This window comes from Flagellimonas meishanensis (assembly GCF_019880545.1).
GTDB lineage: Bacteria > Bacteroidota > Bacteroidia > Flavobacteriales > Flavobacteriaceae > Flagellimonas > Flagellimonas meishanensis.
Map to the genome: position 1 here is coordinate 1 of NZ_JAINVW010000001.1, position 18,246 is coordinate 18,246.

14 protein-coding genes are annotated in these 18,246 nt (G+C 43.4%); 9 read left to right on the top strand and 5 right to left on the bottom strand.

Annotated features, from left to right (window positions below; all coding sequences use genetic code 11):
* Window positions 1-203: 203 nt before the first annotated feature.
* Complete coding sequence (locus K7G75_RS00005; protein ID WP_222981455.1) at window positions 204-2,255, bottom strand: putative porin; 2,052 nt, start codon at window positions 2,253-2,255, stop codon at window positions 204-206.
* Between the two features lie 148 nt (window positions 2,256-2,403).
* Here K7G75_RS00005 and K7G75_RS00010 point away from each other — a divergent pair, with 148 nt between their 5' ends.
* The 6 genes from K7G75_RS00010 to K7G75_RS00035 all read left to right on the top strand — a co-directional run bounded on the left by K7G75_RS00010 (window position 2,404) and on the right by K7G75_RS00035 (window position 11,173).
* A complete protein-coding gene (locus K7G75_RS00010) occupies window positions 2,404-3,000 on the top strand; it encodes a ribonuclease HII (protein ID WP_222981457.1) in 597 nt (198 codons plus the stop codon).
* 30 nt (window positions 3,001-3,030) lie between these two features.
* Entirely contained in the window at window positions 3,031-5,487 is a 2,457-nt protein-coding gene (locus K7G75_RS00015; protein ID WP_222981459.1) for a ribonuclease HII, read from the top strand.
* A gap of 130 nt (window positions 5,488-5,617) precedes the next feature.
* Window positions 5,618-6,952 (top strand): OmpA family protein, encoded by a 1,335-nt coding sequence (locus K7G75_RS00020; RefSeq protein WP_222981460.1) that lies wholly within the window; start codon window positions 5,618-5,620, stop codon window positions 6,950-6,952.
* 21 nt (window positions 6,953-6,973) lie between these two features.
* Complete coding sequence (locus K7G75_RS00025; RefSeq protein ID WP_222981462.1) at window positions 6,974-8,260, top strand: hypothetical protein; 1,287 nt, start codon at window positions 6,974-6,976, stop codon at window positions 8,258-8,260.
* 158 nt (window positions 8,261-8,418) lie between these two features.
* Window positions 8,419-10,671 carry a hypothetical protein gene (locus K7G75_RS00030; protein ID WP_222981464.1) on the top strand — a complete coding sequence of 751 codons (2,253 nt, stop codon included), beginning with the start codon at window positions 8,419-8,421 and terminating at the stop codon, window positions 10,669-10,671.
* 25 nt (window positions 10,672-10,696) lie between these two features.
* Window positions 10,697-11,173 (top strand): adaptor complexes medium subunit family protein, encoded by a 477-nt coding sequence (locus tag K7G75_RS00035; RefSeq protein ID WP_222981466.1) that lies wholly within the window; start codon window positions 10,697-10,699, stop codon window positions 11,171-11,173.
* Between the two features lie 219 nt (window positions 11,174-11,392).
* Here K7G75_RS00035 and K7G75_RS00040 read toward each other — a convergent pair whose 3' ends face one another.
* The 4 genes from K7G75_RS00040 to K7G75_RS00055 form a co-directional block, all read right to left on the bottom strand.
* Window positions 11,393-12,637 (bottom strand): serine hydrolase domain-containing protein, encoded by a 1,245-nt coding sequence (locus tag K7G75_RS00040; RefSeq protein ID WP_222981468.1) that lies wholly within the window; start codon window positions 12,635-12,637, stop codon window positions 11,393-11,395.
* A 244-nt stretch (window positions 12,638-12,881) separates the two neighbouring features.
* Window positions 12,882-13,598 carry a lipoyl(octanoyl) transferase LipB gene (gene lipB / locus K7G75_RS00045; RefSeq protein ID WP_222981470.1) on the bottom strand — a complete coding sequence of 239 codons (717 nt, stop codon included), beginning with the start codon at window positions 13,596-13,598 and terminating at the stop codon, window positions 12,882-12,884.
* Window positions 13,599-13,630: 32 nt separating this feature from the next.
* Complete coding sequence (locus K7G75_RS00050) at window positions 13,631-14,371, bottom strand: hypothetical protein (RefSeq protein WP_222981471.1); 741 nt, start codon at window positions 14,369-14,371, stop codon at window positions 13,631-13,633.
* Window positions 14,372-14,381: 10 nt separating this feature from the next.
* Window positions 14,382-14,537 (bottom strand): YqaE/Pmp3 family membrane protein, encoded by a 156-nt coding sequence (locus K7G75_RS00055; RefSeq protein ID WP_222981473.1) that lies wholly within the window; start codon window positions 14,535-14,537, stop codon window positions 14,382-14,384.
* 122 nt (window positions 14,538-14,659) lie between these two features.
* On the opposite strand from K7G75_RS00055, the gene K7G75_RS00060 reads away from it, so the two are divergent.
* The 3 genes from K7G75_RS00060 (at window position 14,660) to lysS (ending at window position 18,078) form a co-directional block, all read left to right on the top strand.
* A complete protein-coding gene (locus K7G75_RS00060; RefSeq protein ID WP_222981474.1) occupies window positions 14,660-15,679 on the top strand; it encodes a response regulator transcription factor in 1,020 nt (339 codons plus the stop codon).
* A 99-nt stretch (window positions 15,680-15,778) separates the two neighbouring features.
* Window positions 15,779-16,321, top strand: coding sequence for a thioredoxin family protein (locus K7G75_RS00065; protein WP_222981476.1), 543 nt, complete (start codon window positions 15,779-15,781; stop codon window positions 16,319-16,321).
* Between the two features lie 65 nt (window positions 16,322-16,386).
* Window positions 16,387-18,078 (top strand): lysine--tRNA ligase, encoded by a 1,692-nt coding sequence (gene lysS, locus K7G75_RS00070; protein WP_222981478.1) that lies wholly within the window; start codon window positions 16,387-16,389, stop codon window positions 18,076-18,078.
* Window positions 18,079-18,246: the final 168 nt, after the last annotated feature.

An 18,246-nucleotide genomic window follows, 5' to 3' on the forward strand; every position in this document is an offset into this window, starting at 1 on the left:
ATCCAGGTTTCCCGAAAAAAAATTGGCCTAAGGACCAAAAAATCACCCCGGAAAAACGCAAAGCTTTCCCAGCTAAGCGGGTGCAAATATAATCATGTTATTTTTTACCGACAAATAGTTTTGGGGCATTTTTTTTCAAAAAAAATTCCTTACAATGTAAGTCACTGTTTATCAATCCAAATCTTATTGGCATTAATGGAACTTTAAGAAAAGAAATTCCAAACCAGGCCAAAGCGAATCACAAAATCGCGATAGGGATAGTTTGGCGCTGAATAGTAGTTGGGCTCGGAGAAAATGGAATTGAGGTGTTCGGCCTTGAGGTATATCCTTGTCTGGCGTACCTTGGCATTGATAAAGACATCAATCAACGGATATGCCCCAAACTCTTCATTGTTCTGGATGTAAAATTCTCCCAAAAGAGGGTTGTAGGCATTCATATTATATGAGGTAAAGTATTTGAACGTAACCCCTGTTTGCAAAAACATGGCTTTTTTGAATACATCGCTTGAAAAGTAAAGGGTGTTCCTTGTAAGCAATTGCGGAAGATTCAAAACATTCTCGTCTTGGGTGACCTCTTGATATAATAAGGTATTGGCCAACGCCCATTTTCTCCATTTAAATTCTTTGGTATATTTTACCCGAAGGTGATTAACCGTATTGGCTTGCTGGAAAGGCCTTACGAATGCCGTCTCCTGAAAGGCATCGATTTGCTCCTGGGTAGCTGTGGAGGCAAAATAGGTGTAATTGTCGATAGCACTGTATTCGGCTTCCAGCAGGCCCAACCATTTTGAGTCAAGGCCGAATTTAATGTTCTGTATCTGTTGCTTTTCAAAAGAATCGGCATTGAACCAGTTGAAATTCCTGTATTCACTCTGGTAGAGCAGATAGTTGAAATCGGGCATTCGGGATGATAGGTTTATCCCTGCCAGTATCTTATTGTTTTCATTGATTTGATATGAGGCCCGCGCATCCAGACTGTTGCCCGTGAGTGACCCGGAAACTGTATAGTTTAAATCGCCATCTAGTGACAAGGGACCCACGGTTTTGGCATAGGTGCCATTTATTACGATTTCCTCACCCTCCAATTTGTTGGGTATGGTGCCCTCATCTGTAATCAATATACTGTTGAAAAAGTAATTGTAATTGTACAGTCCCACCCCGGCCGATATATTGCCCAACAATCGGTTTGAAAAAGAGAGGGTCCCTTTGTTGAACATGGTCTTGAGCCTTGCCCGGTCCTCTATGGGCACAAGAAATGGGTCTTCACCAAACGCGTCGTTCTGCGAAGTCTGTGTAAAATCATAATACTTGGTCTCATACATAAATTCGTGGCCAATGCCGAGTGTGGTCGGATTGGGGTTCAACGAATCCTTCTTGCCCTTCAAAAATTTGAACTGTTGATCCAAATAATACCGCTTTCCAAGAATTCTGGTATTGGCGTTCGTGTAGCGAACATCCACCCGAAACCTATCTTCAAATTCTCCTTCTTCGTCATTTTCAAACTGATCTCGATTCAACAATCCCCCATTTTCCTGCGCTTCCAAATCTTGTGCGGTTATATGCCCCCTAATGCTATATCTGTCGTTTTGGGTTATATAATTAAAGGTAGTCCTAAAGTTTCCGGATTGGGTCTGCTCAAACCGATATTTCCCCAGGGAGCGAAATCCTTTATAGGCTATGGATGCATTGAATCTTTTGGAAAGGTTGAAGGTCAAAAGTGCATCCAAAAGTTGACCTTGTTCCAAGGTGGTCTTGAACATCAGCTCCGTCATAGGGGTGGCGACGCTGTAATAGTTTATGTCCTCTATTTCAAAATAGTTTGCATGTTTGGCAGTTGCCCCAAGCTTTGGATAGTATGGATTATTGGAGAAGGACCTTCCCAAAATGTTATATGGCTGCCCAATATTAGCAAAGGGCATCAATTCAAAATCGTCTTCCCTTATATAATTGTATTTGTACTCTTTTTGTATGGTAAGGGTGGTGTCAAGATACGTGGTGTCCCCGGCAAAAGAAATGATCTTGTAATCCTTTATGGTTGCTGTATCCTTTTTTGCGACCTTCTTTTCCCTGAATTGTTTGAATCTTCCTTCCCTGACTACCGAATCCAAGGCAGTGGAATCTTTTTTTATGACAACTAGAGAGTCGGCCACAACCACCTTGATGGAGTCCACTTCTTGCTGTGGGGGAAGCGAATCTTGCTGTGCTTGTAAAATCTGACCCAGAAAAAGAAGCAGGACAAAAAATAAAAACCTCATTCCATGGTATTGGTCCGGCAAAGGTATAGGTTTTGTTTCTAAAGAAATGTGAAAAGTTCTTTTCCCGAAGCCATCTCCCCATTACATCAAGGTTTCCTAATTTTAGTGGCTAAAACTACAGCCCCATGGTTGTGGATGGGCATCTCATATGTTGAAAGAACGCTATAAATATCTGGATGAGGCTGGCACCGATGAGGCCGGAAGGGGCTGTTTGGCCGGACCAGTAACCGCAGCCGCCATCATACTGCCCCAAAATTTTGGTCATCTGCTTCTAAACGACTCCAAACAACTATCTGAAGACAAACGGGACCTGTTGCGGCCCATTCTTGAAAAAGAAGCAATCTCCTTCTCCGTATGCCATGTTTTTCAGGAGGAGATAGATAAGATCAATATTTTGAACGCCTCTTTTTTGGCAATGCACAGGGCGTTGGATGCCCTGGAGCAAAGCCCAAGCTTCATATTGGTGGACGGCAATCGATTTAAGCCCTACCCGAATATCCACCACAAATGCATCATAAAAGGGGACGGAAAGTACCGGAGCATTGCCGCCGCTTCCATCTTGGCCAAAACCTATCGGGACGAATATATGCAGGCCATTCATGAGGAATTCCCCATGTACAATTGGAAAAAAAACAAGGGCTATCCCACAAAGGAGCACCGCGAGGCCATACGAAAGCATGGGTTGACCAAATACCATCGAAAAAGCTTCAGGCAACTTCCAGAACAATTGACCTTGGATATTTAAAAATCCTAACTTTGTTTCCAAACTTCAACAATGAAATTTCGTGCACTGTTCTTCGCAACCGCGTTATTGATCATATCCTGCAAAAGGGAAACCGCTACCAAAGAATCATTACTGGGTCATTTGCCCCCCACACCGGCCATGATCGTGAAGATCACCAATCTTTCCAACTTCAAAAGTGAGCTTAAGAACAATGCTTTTTTGGAATCGACCAAAAATTTTGGCCTATACAAAGCCCTCAGGGAAGAGACCAACGCATTACAATATGCCAATACGGAAAACCCATGTCTTTTGGCAATATATGAAATTGGGAAAGAGGACTACGCCATTGCCCTGATTGCCAAGGAATCACCAGATTTTTTCAGCGTTGGGCAGGCCACCAATAAGAAAATAGAAACGCTGGACTACCAAAACAAACAGATCACAAAATATACCTTGGACGACAAAGAAATTTTTGGTTGGAAAAACGATGGGCATATCCTACTGAGCTCTTCCCAACTGCTCATGGAGAATATGGTGCGGACCAACAAGAGCAATCCGGTGGACCCAAGCCTGGAAAAGCTGCTGCAGACAGCGGCTCCTGGTAAATCGGCCACCCTTTTGCTGAACCTAGACAAGGATAGTTCCCTGTTTTCAAATGGAGAAACCGATAATCGGCAAAATCACCCTTTTTGCGAATGGGTTTCCCTGGACTTTACGGCCAATTCTGATGCCATGCGGCTAAATGGGGTTGCCATGGCTTCGGACTCTACCAAGAGCTTCATCAATCTTTTTAAGGGAACCTCACCTTTGGTGGGCAAAACGGCAACGGTGGCCCCTTTGAACTCTCAGGCCGTGGTTTCGTACACTTTTGATGACTATCAAGTGTTTGCACGTAACCAGAACACCTATCTGGATCGAGTGAAATCCGTGGATACCCTTTTTCAGACCATCGAGGAAGTTGGTTTGATATATCTTAATGGACAAAAGGCCGTACTGTTGCATTCCTTTGGCACCGAGGGCCTTTCGCAATTTTTGGAAAAAAACAGGACCGGCACACAAACGTATCAGGGAAGCGAAATTGGCACCTTGGGAAATGCCGACCTGATCAGCGAAGGTTTTGCCCCCCTGGTCCAAGATTTTAAATCCAATTGCTACACTATTCTTGAGAACAGCTTTGTATTTGCCGAAAACAAGGAACCATTGCAAACCATAATCAACAATTACAGGAGTTCCTCCTCATTTGAAAACTCCCCCGTGTTCACCACGGCCAAGGCCCCCTTGGCCAATGCGTCCACCATGCTCCTGGTTTCCGATGCTTCTGGAATGGATTTTCTTGCGGAACAGGGGCTTTCTCCCAAGCTTTCAAACTCCATAAAGGAGGCCGATCTATCGGAATATACCTTTGCCTCCCAACTTGTTGCCGAAAACGATTTTGCCCATTTCAACCTGCTTGTTTCCAAAATTGGACGCACGGTTGAAAGTAACACCGTGACCCCTTTGTTCACACTGGAATTGGATACCGATCTGGCCATTGATCCCCAGTTTGTGAAAAACCACAGGACAAACAAGCAGGAAATTGTGGTGCAGGACCAGAACAACGTGCTATATCTCATTTCAACGGAAGGGAAGGTATTGTGGTCCAAACAGTTGGAAGGACGTATCCAAGGCCCAATAACCCAAGTGGATATTTACAAAAACGGGCGATTGCAATTGGCTTTTTGTACCAACAACCAATTTTTGCTCATCGACCGCAATGGTGAAGAAGTAGCTCCGTTCAAAATCAATTTTGAAGGGGGAAACTTGAATCCGTTGGCCGTGTTCGACTATGAGGGGAAAAAAGATTACCGGTTCGTGATTACGCAGGGCCGCAAGGTGTTCATGTACAATAATCGGGGCCAAAAGGTCAGTGGGTTCACCTTTACGGAAGCCGAAAGTCCAATTATAAGGGCTCCCAAACACTTTAGGGTGGGCAACAAGGACTATATTGTGTTCCAACTGGAGAACGATGTACTCAAGATTTTGCACCGAGTGGGTAGGGAACGTATCAAAGTGGAAGAAAAAATTGACTTTTCCGGCAATGATGTCTTTCTATACCGAAACAAGATTTCCATGACCAACCAGAGGGGGGTGTTGCACCAAATAGACCCCAACGGAAAGCTCACGGCCACCAATTTCAATCTCAATGGAGACCATGGCATGTATGCCACCAGCAATACCCTGGCATTGATGAATGACAATATCCTGAGCATAAAGGGCAAAAAAGTGGAACTTGATCTTGGGGTCTACACCAAACCCAGAATCTTTTACATCTATGACAAAATCTACGTCAGCGTTACGGATATCCAGGCCCAAAAAATCTACCTGTTCGACAGTCAGGCAGAACCGATTGCCAACTTTCCTGTTTTTGGCAGTTCCCTCATCGACCTAACGGACATGGACAACGACAAAAAATTGGAACTGGTGGCCAAAGACCAAGACAATTCTTTGATCGTTTACAAAATGAATTAATAATCCCTGGACAACTATTTATACAATCGTTTAAACCGACCACACAAATTTAAATTTGCCACTGGTTTCTTTTTGTAGATTGACGTGTTTATCCTTACCTTAAGGAACACTAAATCAAAACACTACAGAAATGAAAACCTCATCCCTCATTAAAATCTTTCTTTCCATTATTTTCATGTTTGGATTTGGGCTAAGTGCCAATGCCCAATTCCTTAAAAAACTGGCAAAAAAAGCTGAAAAAGCGGCAGAACGCACTGTAGAACGCCGGGTGGAGCGCGAAACTTCCGAGAAAACAGACCAAGCCTTGGACAGCATCTTGGAACCAGGGTCTGGTGGCAAAAACAAGGCGCCGGGCACTGGAGGGTCCGATTCCCCATCAAGTGGTGGCAAATCTGACCAGGGCAATGACTCTAGTTCATCAAAAACAGACAATTCTTCTGGAGAAAAATCGATAGAAGTATATAGCAAGTTTGATTTTGTTCCAGGTGATGAAGTCATCTTTTTTGATGATTTTTCCAATGATTTTGTGGGTGATTTTCCATCCAAATGGGATACCAATAGTGGTGGAGAAATAGTGACCGTTGGCAATTCTCCGGAAAAATGGCTGGAATTGATTCCCGGTTGGAACACCTATTACCTCCCTAATATTACCTCCCTGCCAGAAGATTATACCATCGAATTTGATATACTAACCGCTGGATTGGATGACAAAACATCCTCGCAGGCCGGATTCCATATCATGCTCAGTGACGACCCAAAGTTCAAGGATGGCTCGCATTATACCGAAGTATGGCTCCCAGTGGGCCAATACGGTTCTTTTGATATCAGGGCCAAAAATTATAAGCAAGGAAAGGGAAGTGAAATCAATAGCGCCGTTAGGTCCGACATTCGAAAGGCCATTCTTAACCGCCCACATATCTCCATTGCAGTCAATGGTCAACGATACCGGCTTTGGGTAAATGAGAGCAAATATGTGGACATCCCCCGTTTTATCCCAGAGGGAAGTGATCTCAAGAGTATCAAATTCAATGTAAATGGTCTAAAGGACGGCAAGGACCGAGTTTTCATATCCAACTTAAAAGTTGCCAAGGGCGGTGTGGACCTTAGGAGAAAACTGCTTTCTGAGGGATCCGTCTCTACAAACGGGATATTGTTCGACAGTGGATCTGCCAACATTCAGCCACAATCGATGGGTATAATCCTTCAAATTTCCCAAGTGTTGAAACAGGAAACTAGCATGAACCTAAATATAGTTGGGCATACTGATGCCGATGGAAGTGATGAAGCTAACCTCAAATTGTCGAAGAGCCGGGCTGAAGCCGTAAAGAAAGTACTTGTTGATGTATATAGGATTGGCAGTGACCGTCTGCAGACCGACGGCAAAGGGGAATCTGAACCGGTTGCTGATAACAATACCCCTGCCGGCAAGGCCAAAAACCGGAGGGTCGTTTTCAAAAGAATCTGAGGTATTTCTATTTCAAATCCAATGAAAAAAGCTAGCCCATTGTTCTTCTGCCTGTATTTTGTTTGCTTCGTAGGGTATACCCAGAGCAATCTCTTTTTCAATCCCAGTGAAGCATCTACAATAGACGAGGTGCAGATAGGGCCGAATAGGGTGGAGATAACCCCAGCCGACTTTGATCCGAACAATATCATTTCATTCGACAAAAAAATGGGGTTTTCTGCCCAGAACAGCTCTGGATGGGAAACCTCATCCGAATTTTTGGTGAATACTGAAAAGGGGTACATGGGAATGGACAATGATATGTTGGAGCGCTTTACAGGCACCAATTTATCAAACGATAATTTCAAAGTTGAATACCGGGTCACGGCTACTAATGGAAAGACCTATTATTTTATTGAGATTGAGGATGAAAAATATGTCATGAACCGATTGCCTTTAAATGAAATAAGTGTTGACGAGACCAATATGTCCTTAAAAAAATTCAACCAAAACTTCTCAGATTCGGGCAACCAAAGGAACATCGGTGACCAAAGTTTTGAATCCAAGGAATATTCATCAAGCAATCCCGACGGCAGCGAAGCGAAAGTATACATCTCGGAACAGGAGAATGTCTCGTTAAGTCCCTCAAACACTCCCAAGACCGTTGGGGTTTTTGGACTGGGTTATATCTATGCGGACAATAAGACCCAAATCGTGACCAGGGTAGAAACCAGCAACGGCATTGGTGAGCTGCAAAGAATACAGAATACCAATGTGTCGTTCAACGGCAACGAATACAAAAAATACGAAGAAAAAGTAGCTGAGGAAGAGGAAGAAAAAAATGAAACCATAGAAGACGTTGCCCGTCAAAAAAGACAGAATATTTCCGAAATGCCCCGTCAACGAGCCGATATTGCCAATAAAGAGCTTGAAATTTTGGAAGTTGAAGAATCTATGCAGGAAAAGCGGAAAGAGGCCATGAACAAGTATTTGGAAGATGGTGCCCCAGCAGAACGCAATGCCGAATACAAGTTGGAAGGCTTTGACCCAAAAGACATGGTCAATGTGCAAAAATTGACCTGCGAAAAACGCATCCTCGAAATCAATAAGAGTTTGGACAGGATGAACCCCAGCAACGCAACTTATGGCAGGTTACAAAATGAGAAAAATTGCCTCGAGGGCAAGATCATCGATTATAAAAATGCCGAAATGGAATTGGAGGCCATAAAAAATCGAAATGCCGATGATCCTCATAAAGGCAACGTAGAAAAAATGAACTACTTCTTCACAGAAGTGTCGCAGAACATCATGGCAAGGCCATGTAATTAAATTAGGGATATCATAGGTTAAGGATACCGCTCCCATGTAAGTTTCACTGAAACGGCTTGGGAGCTATTCTGAGATAAACATTGGTGTAAACCATCGTCAATAGCAAAAACAACATCAAATTGATCTTATCTCGTTTTCCACCATTAAATCATCGCATTATGAGAAACTGTTACATTTATTTCATCGTCGGAATCGTGTCCCTGTTGGGAGAATATACTTACTCACAGTCCTTAACGTGGGATGTTTCCAGTTGTGAAGAACTAGACCTAAGGCCCGTTGAAAGTGTGGCCAATGTAGACATTCTTGGCTCCTTTTATGAAATTGAAGACCCAGACCAAAGAGGTTGTTGGGTACACCATCACCCAAATGGCGCTGACTTTGTGGTTACCCCGAAAATCTGGGGCCGGGTTCCAAACGATGCCAGAATAAAGCAAATCTATGAAGCCATGGAAGCCCTTACCACTGCAAGGGAGGCCTATGGAAAATATGGGGACTTGAGCACCAATCTCTATTATATACTTGATGATGTCAGCAGGAGTCTTTTGGGTGAAGCTTTTTGGATCGTCAACAATAGCTGCTGGATGGTCTCTGGTGTCCCCAACGTCAGCCCGCTTTCGGCACAGCATAGGTTGCAAATTTATACTCACGAAATCGGCCATTGTTTAATTATGGAAAACATGAACAATTTTTCAAGAAGTTATGATCTGAATAATTGGTTTGATGAAAGTGTGGCCGAATACCTTTCTGCGCAAGCTTATCCAACTGCCGAATATGAACATGGTTGGTCCGTTGAGTTTCAATTTTCAGAACCATTCAGGCAACGCTATTCGGCCTACCCACTCTGGCAAAAATATGTAGAAAAAGAGGGCGATGGAATGCTATTCCCCATGATGCAGTCCTTGGTCAATGCCCAAACCTTGGCCGAAAGGAGAAACATAATGCGCAGTACTGGGTTCGATGCCATTTTGCACGACTTCTATTTTGATTTTTTCAGGCATAAAATATTGGATACTGGAAGCAATGTGCCCATTCCTGTCAACACGACCACCCTAAAATCGGTTACGATAAAGCTTGATCCAGACTCAAGAAGGTTGGGAATTGAACCTATGCCCATGGACAAGCTGAACGGATATAATCTGGTTATACCTCCCGGATACGATTTGGATATCAACCCAATGACTGGGCCTGCAGATGGGCTTCACCAATCCTTGATGCAAGGAACTGATTATCATATTGCCAACTGGAATACCAAAAAAACAATCAAGGGCGATTGTGAAAACGATGTGTCCTTTCTAGTACTGTCCTCGCATTTGAACAACAAACCCCTTACCAATCTATATTTTGACTATGCCCTGAGGAAAAAGGAAGAGAGTGACTGTTGCGATGAAACCATTTTAGGGGATTGTGACAAATGTTTGGCTCCCGTCGATGAGGAGAGTGCAATGAGCCCAAACCCAGTGGATAAAATAGACGGCGTCTTTAAATTTGACTACAAAATCGAGGCCTTGGTGAAGTTTCATATGGACATGAGCGATGTCAACACAGAATATGCCCGAGGCAATCCCAACGAATTAATAATGGAGTACTATGTCAACTCCGCCGATGGTTCCATTTTGTTCCCTGGCGGTCCCACAGGATTCTTCAGCACTAACCTTCGAGGAGATATGAGCAAAGTGGATGCTTCCATTTGGTTGGCCAATGGCCAGATGGTCACCTATGGTTATGATGCCAACAACCGCCAAAAACGAGCCGCAACCCGCAAGATCAACCAAACCGCAGACCAGCGAATGGGCTCCGATTACCTCAATATGATGCAGTTTTTTAGGTCGTCGGCAGAATTGGCCGAACATCCCGATCCCATGCCGGCACATATAAAATGGAATAATATAACACAAGGCTATAAGGGAAAAATGATAGAAGGGCATACCGGTATCGAAAATACCTGGACGCTCTATTTTGACACGGAACCTACCCCTATCAAAACAACTTGCACCATGATGGGCTATATGGTAGGTGTGCTAAAAGATGTGCGGGAACAAAACTGCAATCGTTTAATAGTATACAATAGAGTGGATATCGGAGGAGAGGGTTCTGGGGAAGCCATTGAAGCTGAACTTCGTGCCATAAGGCCCATGGGAATGAATTTTGATGCCACCGATTATAAACCCATGTATCTTGGAGGAGAAAGAGGGACAGACATCAATACCAAAATGAAGAATTTTGAAGCACGCATGAAGCTCTTGCTCCAAGAAAAAGAAAGTCTAAAGGAAAGGAGAAGACGTTGTCCTTTGGATGTTTGTCGAGACCGCATTGATGCCCAACTCGAGAGCATAGATGAAGATATAAAACGCCTTAATTGTGAAATTGCAAGGACCGTAGGTATGGAAGACATGCTGGATGACTGTAACTAGATCGCCAAACTATAAATCCCACCGTATGAAAAGAGAAATCACCATTGCCTTTATATCATTGATCGGGATACTTTCCCACGCCCAAGATCTGGAACTGGACGTTCATGTACTCCCAACCTCTGTATTGGGTGACCCAGCCCTGTTCAATATCACTGTCCGCAATATCGATCTAGAACCAGCTGAGGGCGTTGAGGTTCAAATAGAACTGAAAAAAGGATTGAAATTTTCCAGCTTTACGCCAAATAGTTTTGATTTTGATCCCGATACAGGCCATTGGAAGATTGGTAAAGTGGAGCGCCACAAGGCAATGATCTTGAGCATTATTGCCAATTATGTTGCCAAAGAAAATGCCATTTTGGTGGCAGAAATAACCAAGAGCAACGGAATTGACCCCGACAGCACCCCAGGAAATGGCGTTGATACCAATGGAAATGGTAAAATAGTCAACGACAAAGACGATGAAGATGACGGGGATGCCGCCCAAATAGGGCCTTTCAAATAGTCAAAACACCTTGACTCTGGGATTGTATCCTCACCTCACATACCAAACAGTGGTTGGTAGAAGGTATCGGGATGATGAAATCCGAGGATTATGACCGTGATGGTGGCGCTTATCAGTTTCAGCCATGATTTTGGTACTGAATCATGCACGGAATTATTCGGCCCAAATCCGGCATTTGGACTTATATTTTGCTTTGCCATGCAATGAAATCATAATAAATCATAGCCCGTATTGGCTGTCTTTTTTGAATCCTTTGCTCAGTTTATAAATTGATGAACAATGAATCGTTAAGTTTTCTCCATCATCTTTTGAAAACCATATCCATAGGTCGGCTCCTGGGGCATAGTAAAAACCAGAATCCAGTCTAAAGAGGCCAAAAGACTTACCGTTTACCTCAATTTCAAGTGTTCTATTGTCGTAACTAATTTGGGCAACCTGGTTTTCATCGAAATAGTAGCTGCCCGTAATTTCTTCATTTATAAATTCCAATGGCTGTGCCTTTTGCCAATCAGGCAAGCTGCCATCATTCAAGTAATGATTTACATTTCTAACTATTGCTGGCCTAAGCCAATAATCCATATTGGTATTGGTCAAATGGACAATCGACCTTTTCTTGTCAATATCAAAATAAATCATGGTATAGAACCCTTTCCAATCCCCTGTGAAGTGATACGTTCTTTGCCCGTCTGGATTATACCAATGAAGTATGTTGAACTCGCTCAATGAACCTTTTGACTCAAATGCCATAGCTGAACTGTGCTTGGGGTACAGGGAATTTGAAAGGAAAGATCTGCTCCATTTTGATAGGTCTTCAGCCGAAAAAAACAAGTTGCAATCGCCATAGAAAGCTTCGAAATCTTCTGAATCAAATGCTTGTAAGGTATCTTTCTCTTTCCTGTAACCCACTGCACGATTTTTTGGTAGATCCTTTAATAGGGCAGGTCTAAGAAACCAATCATTTAAGCCAAGCGGTAAAGCAATATTTCTTTCAATGAATTCTTCGTATGAAGTATCCCCGATTTGTTCAATCAGAAGGGCAAGAAGACGGTGGTTGAAACCATTGTACATAAATTGACTTCCTGGGGAGAATTCCAACTCAGGTGCATTTTGAACCAGAAAATCCAAAAATGTCCCATTGGTTATGGGCTCGTTTTGCTGCGCACTTTCAAAAACGTAATCATCAGAAACGATTCCCGAAGTTTGTTCCAACAGATGGCGAATGGTAATTGACGGATAAGGGAATTCCCCAATAAAGCTGTTCACTGGGGTATTTAGATCGATTTCCTTTGAGTCGGCGAGCATTAGCATTGTCAATGCGGTAAACGTCTTGGTAATTGAGCCGGTGTCCATTGATGTTGTGGTCTCAAAAGGAATTTGTAACTCAAAATTGGCATAACCGTACCCTCTGGATAGCACTATGCTGTCGCCCTCCGTGACAATAATGGCCCCATTGAAGAAGTCCATATCATGAAGCTGTAGAATTTGTTCCTCTAAACCAATTGTATCCGTATTTCTTTGGCAAGAAATTAAAACGAACAAAATCAAGAAATAAACACGATATTTCATTTAAAAAATTGCAGCCAGCTAAAAGGATGTGGGTCCTTTCCAATGGTTTATATCCAACGCTAAGTGAAGTTAGCTTTTTCCTGTTAAAAATCCAGCTCGAGTTGAGGATGAACTTTAACTAATTGATGGTTGAAAACAAGGACTACGCCTCGCTCTTTTGATAAGTCAATTCCGCCTCAAAAAGTTGTTGAAAATGATGTTGCAACCTTCGTTTCACCTCATCCATGGCCACTTCCTTTTGTCCAAGTTCAACATTCAACGAAGTTACCGCCTTACCCCTGATCCCGCAGGGTATCATCAAATCAAAATAGCCTAAATCGGCATTCACGTTCAGGGCAAAACCGTGCATGGTCACCCAACGACTGGCCCGAACCCCCATGGCACATATCTTTCGGGCGAAAGGGGTGCCCACATCCAGCCAAACGCCCGTTTCCCCTTGGGAACGCTCTGCTTTCAGGCCATAATCAGCCAAGGTAAGGATTACCATTTCCTCCAAAAAACGCAGGTATTTGTGGATGTCGGTAAAAAAATTGTCGAGGTCCAAAATGGGATAGCCCACCACCTGTCCAGGGCCGTGATAGGTAATATCACCACCGCGGTTGATCTTATAAAAGGTCGCACCTTTTTCTTGGAGCACTTTTTCATCCACCAATAAATTGGTGATGTCCCCACTCTTGCCCAAAGTATACACATGGGGATGTTCCACAAACAGAAAATGGTTGGGTGTTGTTATTTGGAGACCCTCCCTCCTATTCTTGATCTTTAAATCAACAATATCCTTGAACAGGGCTTCCTGATAGTCCCAAGTTTCCTTATAATCCTTGTAGCCTAAATCTTGGAGGGCAACTTTTTTGTTCATACCGCAAAGATACGAAGTGCCAAGTGGTCCAACTAATCTTCCAGTTCCACTTTCAGGTCCAATGCTTTTGGATCTTTCAACACGTCCATAAAGTTCACTTCGTAAATGAGTGTTTTTCCATCGGCACTATAGGTCGCCTCTGCTATGGATGCCGATTTGACCCTTCTGGGAAAATGGTACTTTATGGTATACGTGGAACCGGAAAGGAACATGTCCGCCCCTTGCAAGCTGTCCAAACTTTGTTTGAAAAGTTCCTCATCCAATATTTTTGCCGTTCTGGTGAAAACGCCATCCTCAAAATTGTAGTTGACCTCGGTGGGATGCTCTTCCATGGGTTTTGGTGTCGGTTGGTCCGGATTGCTGCCAGGGGTTAGGGCACTGGCCTCCTGAAAGGTATTGAAGGCATCGTTAACCTCGGCAATCTGCCTGAACTCGCTGGAAAGATTAAACTTCATCATCTTCTCCTCGGGATTCATGAGCATGTGCAGGGTAAAGGGTTCCAATTTCTTCAATTTGGCCTGCTCTTCCTCAGATAATTGCGCAATGCTGTCCTTGTTCGCCTCCAGAAAATCCTTGAAATAGATAAGCGAGTCCACAGGTTTTTCATTGGTTTTTTGCATTTCTTCCCCGGCCATTGCCATGAGTTCGGAACCGTCAAAAAAGATTGAAAGTCTTCCGGAACCGTCTTCTTGCAGATGTATCTCTTCTGTAAAATTGCATGCGGAAAATAGGGCCAGGAGCAAGGACATGGCCAAGATTTGGATTCTTTTCATTGGTATTGCTTTAGTTCGTATTGTTCAAAATGACCAGCGCCCCAATAACACCGGGCACCCATCCACAAAACGTTAAAAGTAATACAATAAGGAAAGACCCACAACCTTTTCCGATAACGGACAAGGGTGGAAATAGTATGGCGAGAAGCACTCTCCAGAAACTCATGCGATTACATTTGATTGATGATGTCCATTAGTTGCCCATTTTTGCAATTTGTTACGCAAAACCTTTATTTTTAGCTTGTTTTTTAGTTTTACATGCGGTTTCATTTCTTTTTGTACCTACTTATGAACGCGCCTTTGCTTTTTGGGCAATACCAATTTGCAGGCGAGGTTTCCATGGCCCATTCGGGAAAGCCGGTGTATCTCTCCTTGGTTGAAGATTATCGGAAATCATCTCGGATCTACATTGATCAGATCATCCAAAGAACCTTGGTGGATTCCTTGGGCCATTTTCAGTTTGAAGGGGACCATCTTTTGGATGGGAACCGTATTTACCGAATTCATTTGGACCATTGTTCCGAAGGAATGGGGAGTGGTCATTTTTTGGGAGAATGCGGCAACAGTGAGCGTGTTTTGTTCATAGCCAGTAATCGCGACACCCTTTATTTTCCCACTTCTTTTGAAGACCAATCCCTTTGCACCATCATATCCACCAATCCCAAGGCCTCCCTTCTTTTAGAGGTTGATGCATTATTGGAGGAAATGGCCTTCACTTTTATGGACTTTCCGAGTGGAGCCAACAAAAAGCTCAATCTTAGAAAATGGTTCGCCACCTTACAGCAATTCAGTGCCCAATCCGGTGAACCCCTTGCTGAGCTCTATATCTATGATTTTCTTTCGGACAAAAGGAATGAAACTTTTAGTTTTTATCTCCAAGATCTCGCAGGAAACGCGTTTTATGATTCACTTTCAAACCGTCTTGAGTCTTCTTATCCGAACACCGACTTTACCAAACAATATGAAGCCGAAATTGCCACAGATAAACAATTGGCTTCCTTTTCCGGGGACAAATCCATCAATTGGAACTGGATTTTGGCCACTCTGCTTTTTCTGTCATTGGGTGCAAATGTGTATTGGCTGATTTCCCAAAAGCGAAGCATTTCAAGAAAGAGCAACGCGCAATGGCAAAAACTGACCCCCCAAGAACAAAAAATTGTGGAACATATCATTGCTGACAAAAGCAACAAAGAGATTGCAGCCTCACTTTTTGTAAGCCACAGCACTGTCAAAACCCACATCAACAACCTCTATAAAAAGTTGGAGGTTTCCTCGCGGGAAGAGATAGAGACTCTTTTCAAGAAATAAAAATCAACCCGGGGTCTAGTCCCCATTTCCATCGGCCCAAATCCGTTTTGCGAATTCTTTTTATTGATTTTCGGTCCAAAACCATAAAACCGTAAAATCATGAAGCACTTTGTAATTGCATTGGCCACGCTGTGCGTAGGTATCACATTTTCACAAGAATTCAACAAGGAAATCACACAAGATGATGGCAGCAAGTTCTTGGTAGGGCAAATCAATCTTGAAGGTCTTGCGACCGAACCTTATGCCATTTGGTTCCAACAGGGATTTGAAACCTATCAGGTTGACCAAAACCTGGTCACCCTTTTCCAAAGAAAATTGGGCCAATATCATATCAAACTTTTTCTGGGCACGTGGTGCGGGGACAGTAAACGGGAAACACCCAGATTCATCAAAATATTGAAAGCGGCCAACTTCCCCATGGAGCAATTGGAAATAATTGCCCTCGACAGGCGAAAGGATCATTACAAAAAAAGCCCCACCGGTGAAGAAAAAGGCTTGAACATTATCAAGGTGCCCACCATGGTATTCTTTAAAAAAGGAAAAGAAACCAACCGGATTGTGGAAAGTCCGATTGAAACCTTGGAAGAGGATATGGCCCAAATAGTCCATAAAAAGCCCTACGTGCCCAATTATGCCCAATAACGTATAGCAAGACAGGAAATTAAAGCGCAAAAGTGTAATTTTGCGCTTTAATTTTTTTTCAGCCCATGCAACTATCGGAACAAGAAATCATTCGAAGGGAAAAATTGACCAAGTTAAAGGCAATGGGAATAAATCCCTATCCTGCTGCCCTATATCCTGTTGATGCTACTTCCAAAAGCATCAAGGACAATTTTGAAGAAGGCAAGGATGTAATCATTTCAGGTAGATTGATGTCCCGAAGGATTCAGGGCAAAGCGTCCTTTGCAGAGCTTCAGGATAGCAATGGTCGTATCCAAGTATATTTTAATAGGGATGAAATATGTCCTGGAGAGGACAAGACCTTGTACAACGAGGTCTACAAAAAACTACTTGATATTGGCGACATCATAGGCATAGAAGGGACACTTTTCCAGACCCAAGTGGGTGAAAAAACCGTAATGGTGAAAAATTTCACCCTGCTGAGCAAAGCATTGCGACCACTGCCCTTGCCCAAAGTGGATGCCGAAGGAAAGGTGTACGATGAATTCAACGACCCCGAGCTTCGCTACCGACAACGTTATGTGGATTTGGTGGTAAATCCTGCTGTGAAAGATACATTCATCAAAAGGACCAAAATCACCAATAGTATTCGTGAATTTTACAACAATATGGGGTATTTAGAGGTGGAGACGCCAATTTTACAGCCCATTCCAGGAGGTGCCGCTGCCCGTCCCTTTGTTACCCACCATAACGCCCTGAACATGCCGCTCTATTTGCGTATTGCGAACGAACTGTACTTGAAACGATTGATTGTTGGTGGTTTTGATGGAGTCTACGAATTTTCGAAGGATTTCCGCAATGAAGGTATGGACCGTACACACAATCCAGAATTCACGGTGATGGAGCTATATGTGGCCTACAAGGACTACAATTGGATGATGGACACCACAGAAAAACTCCTTGAAAAAGTCGCCATCGATGCCACTGGAGCCACTAAGGTCAAGGTTGGGAAGCACGAAATCGAGTTCAAGGCGCCTTATCCAAGGGTACCCATTTTAGAAGCCATTAAGACCCATACTGGGTACGATGTAGCTGGTATGGATGAGAGCCAATTGAGGGATATTGCCCAAAAATTGGGTATTGTGGTGGATGAAACCATGGGCGTGGGCAAGCTTATCGACGAGATTTTTGGTGAAAAATGTGAGCATCATTATATACAGCCCACTTTCATCATCGATTATCCAAAAGAAATGAGCCCGCTGACCAAAGAGCACCGAACAAATCCTTCACTTACGGAGCGTTTTGAACTTATGGTCAATGGCAAGGAACTGGCCAACGCCTATTCCGAGCTGAACGACCCCATCGACCAAAGGGAACGTTTTGAAGATCAACTCCGACTTTCAGAAAAAGGGGATGATGAGGCCATGTTCATTGATCAAGACTTTTTACGTGCCCTTGAATATGGTATGCCCCCTACTTCGGGAATTGGTATTGGGATAGATCGCTTAGTAATGCTATTGACCAACAATTCCTCCATACAGGAAGTGCTTTTCTTTCCACAAATGCGACCAGAAAAGAAGGCTGTGGAGCTAACAGAGGAGGAAAAAACCATCATGGACATCCTAAAACGAGCAGGTGAAATGCCCCTTTCTGAACTTAAGGAAAAGACTGGGCTAAGTGGGAAGAAATGGGACAAAAGCACAAAGAACCTCTCAAAATTGGGGCTGTTCCAAGCCGAAAAACGGGAGGATGGTCTTTTTGCGCTTGCGAAACAGTAACCCAAAAGATATTTTCACTTTTACCATATCTTCTTATCTAAGACCCTAGATCAAGCTTCCTTAAATCAGGTTTGGTTTTGGTACGGTATTCTTATAAGTAGGCGTTTCCAAGAACACTTCGCCGACAAGGAATATGGCCATCGAGATGAGCAGCACTCTCGCCTATTT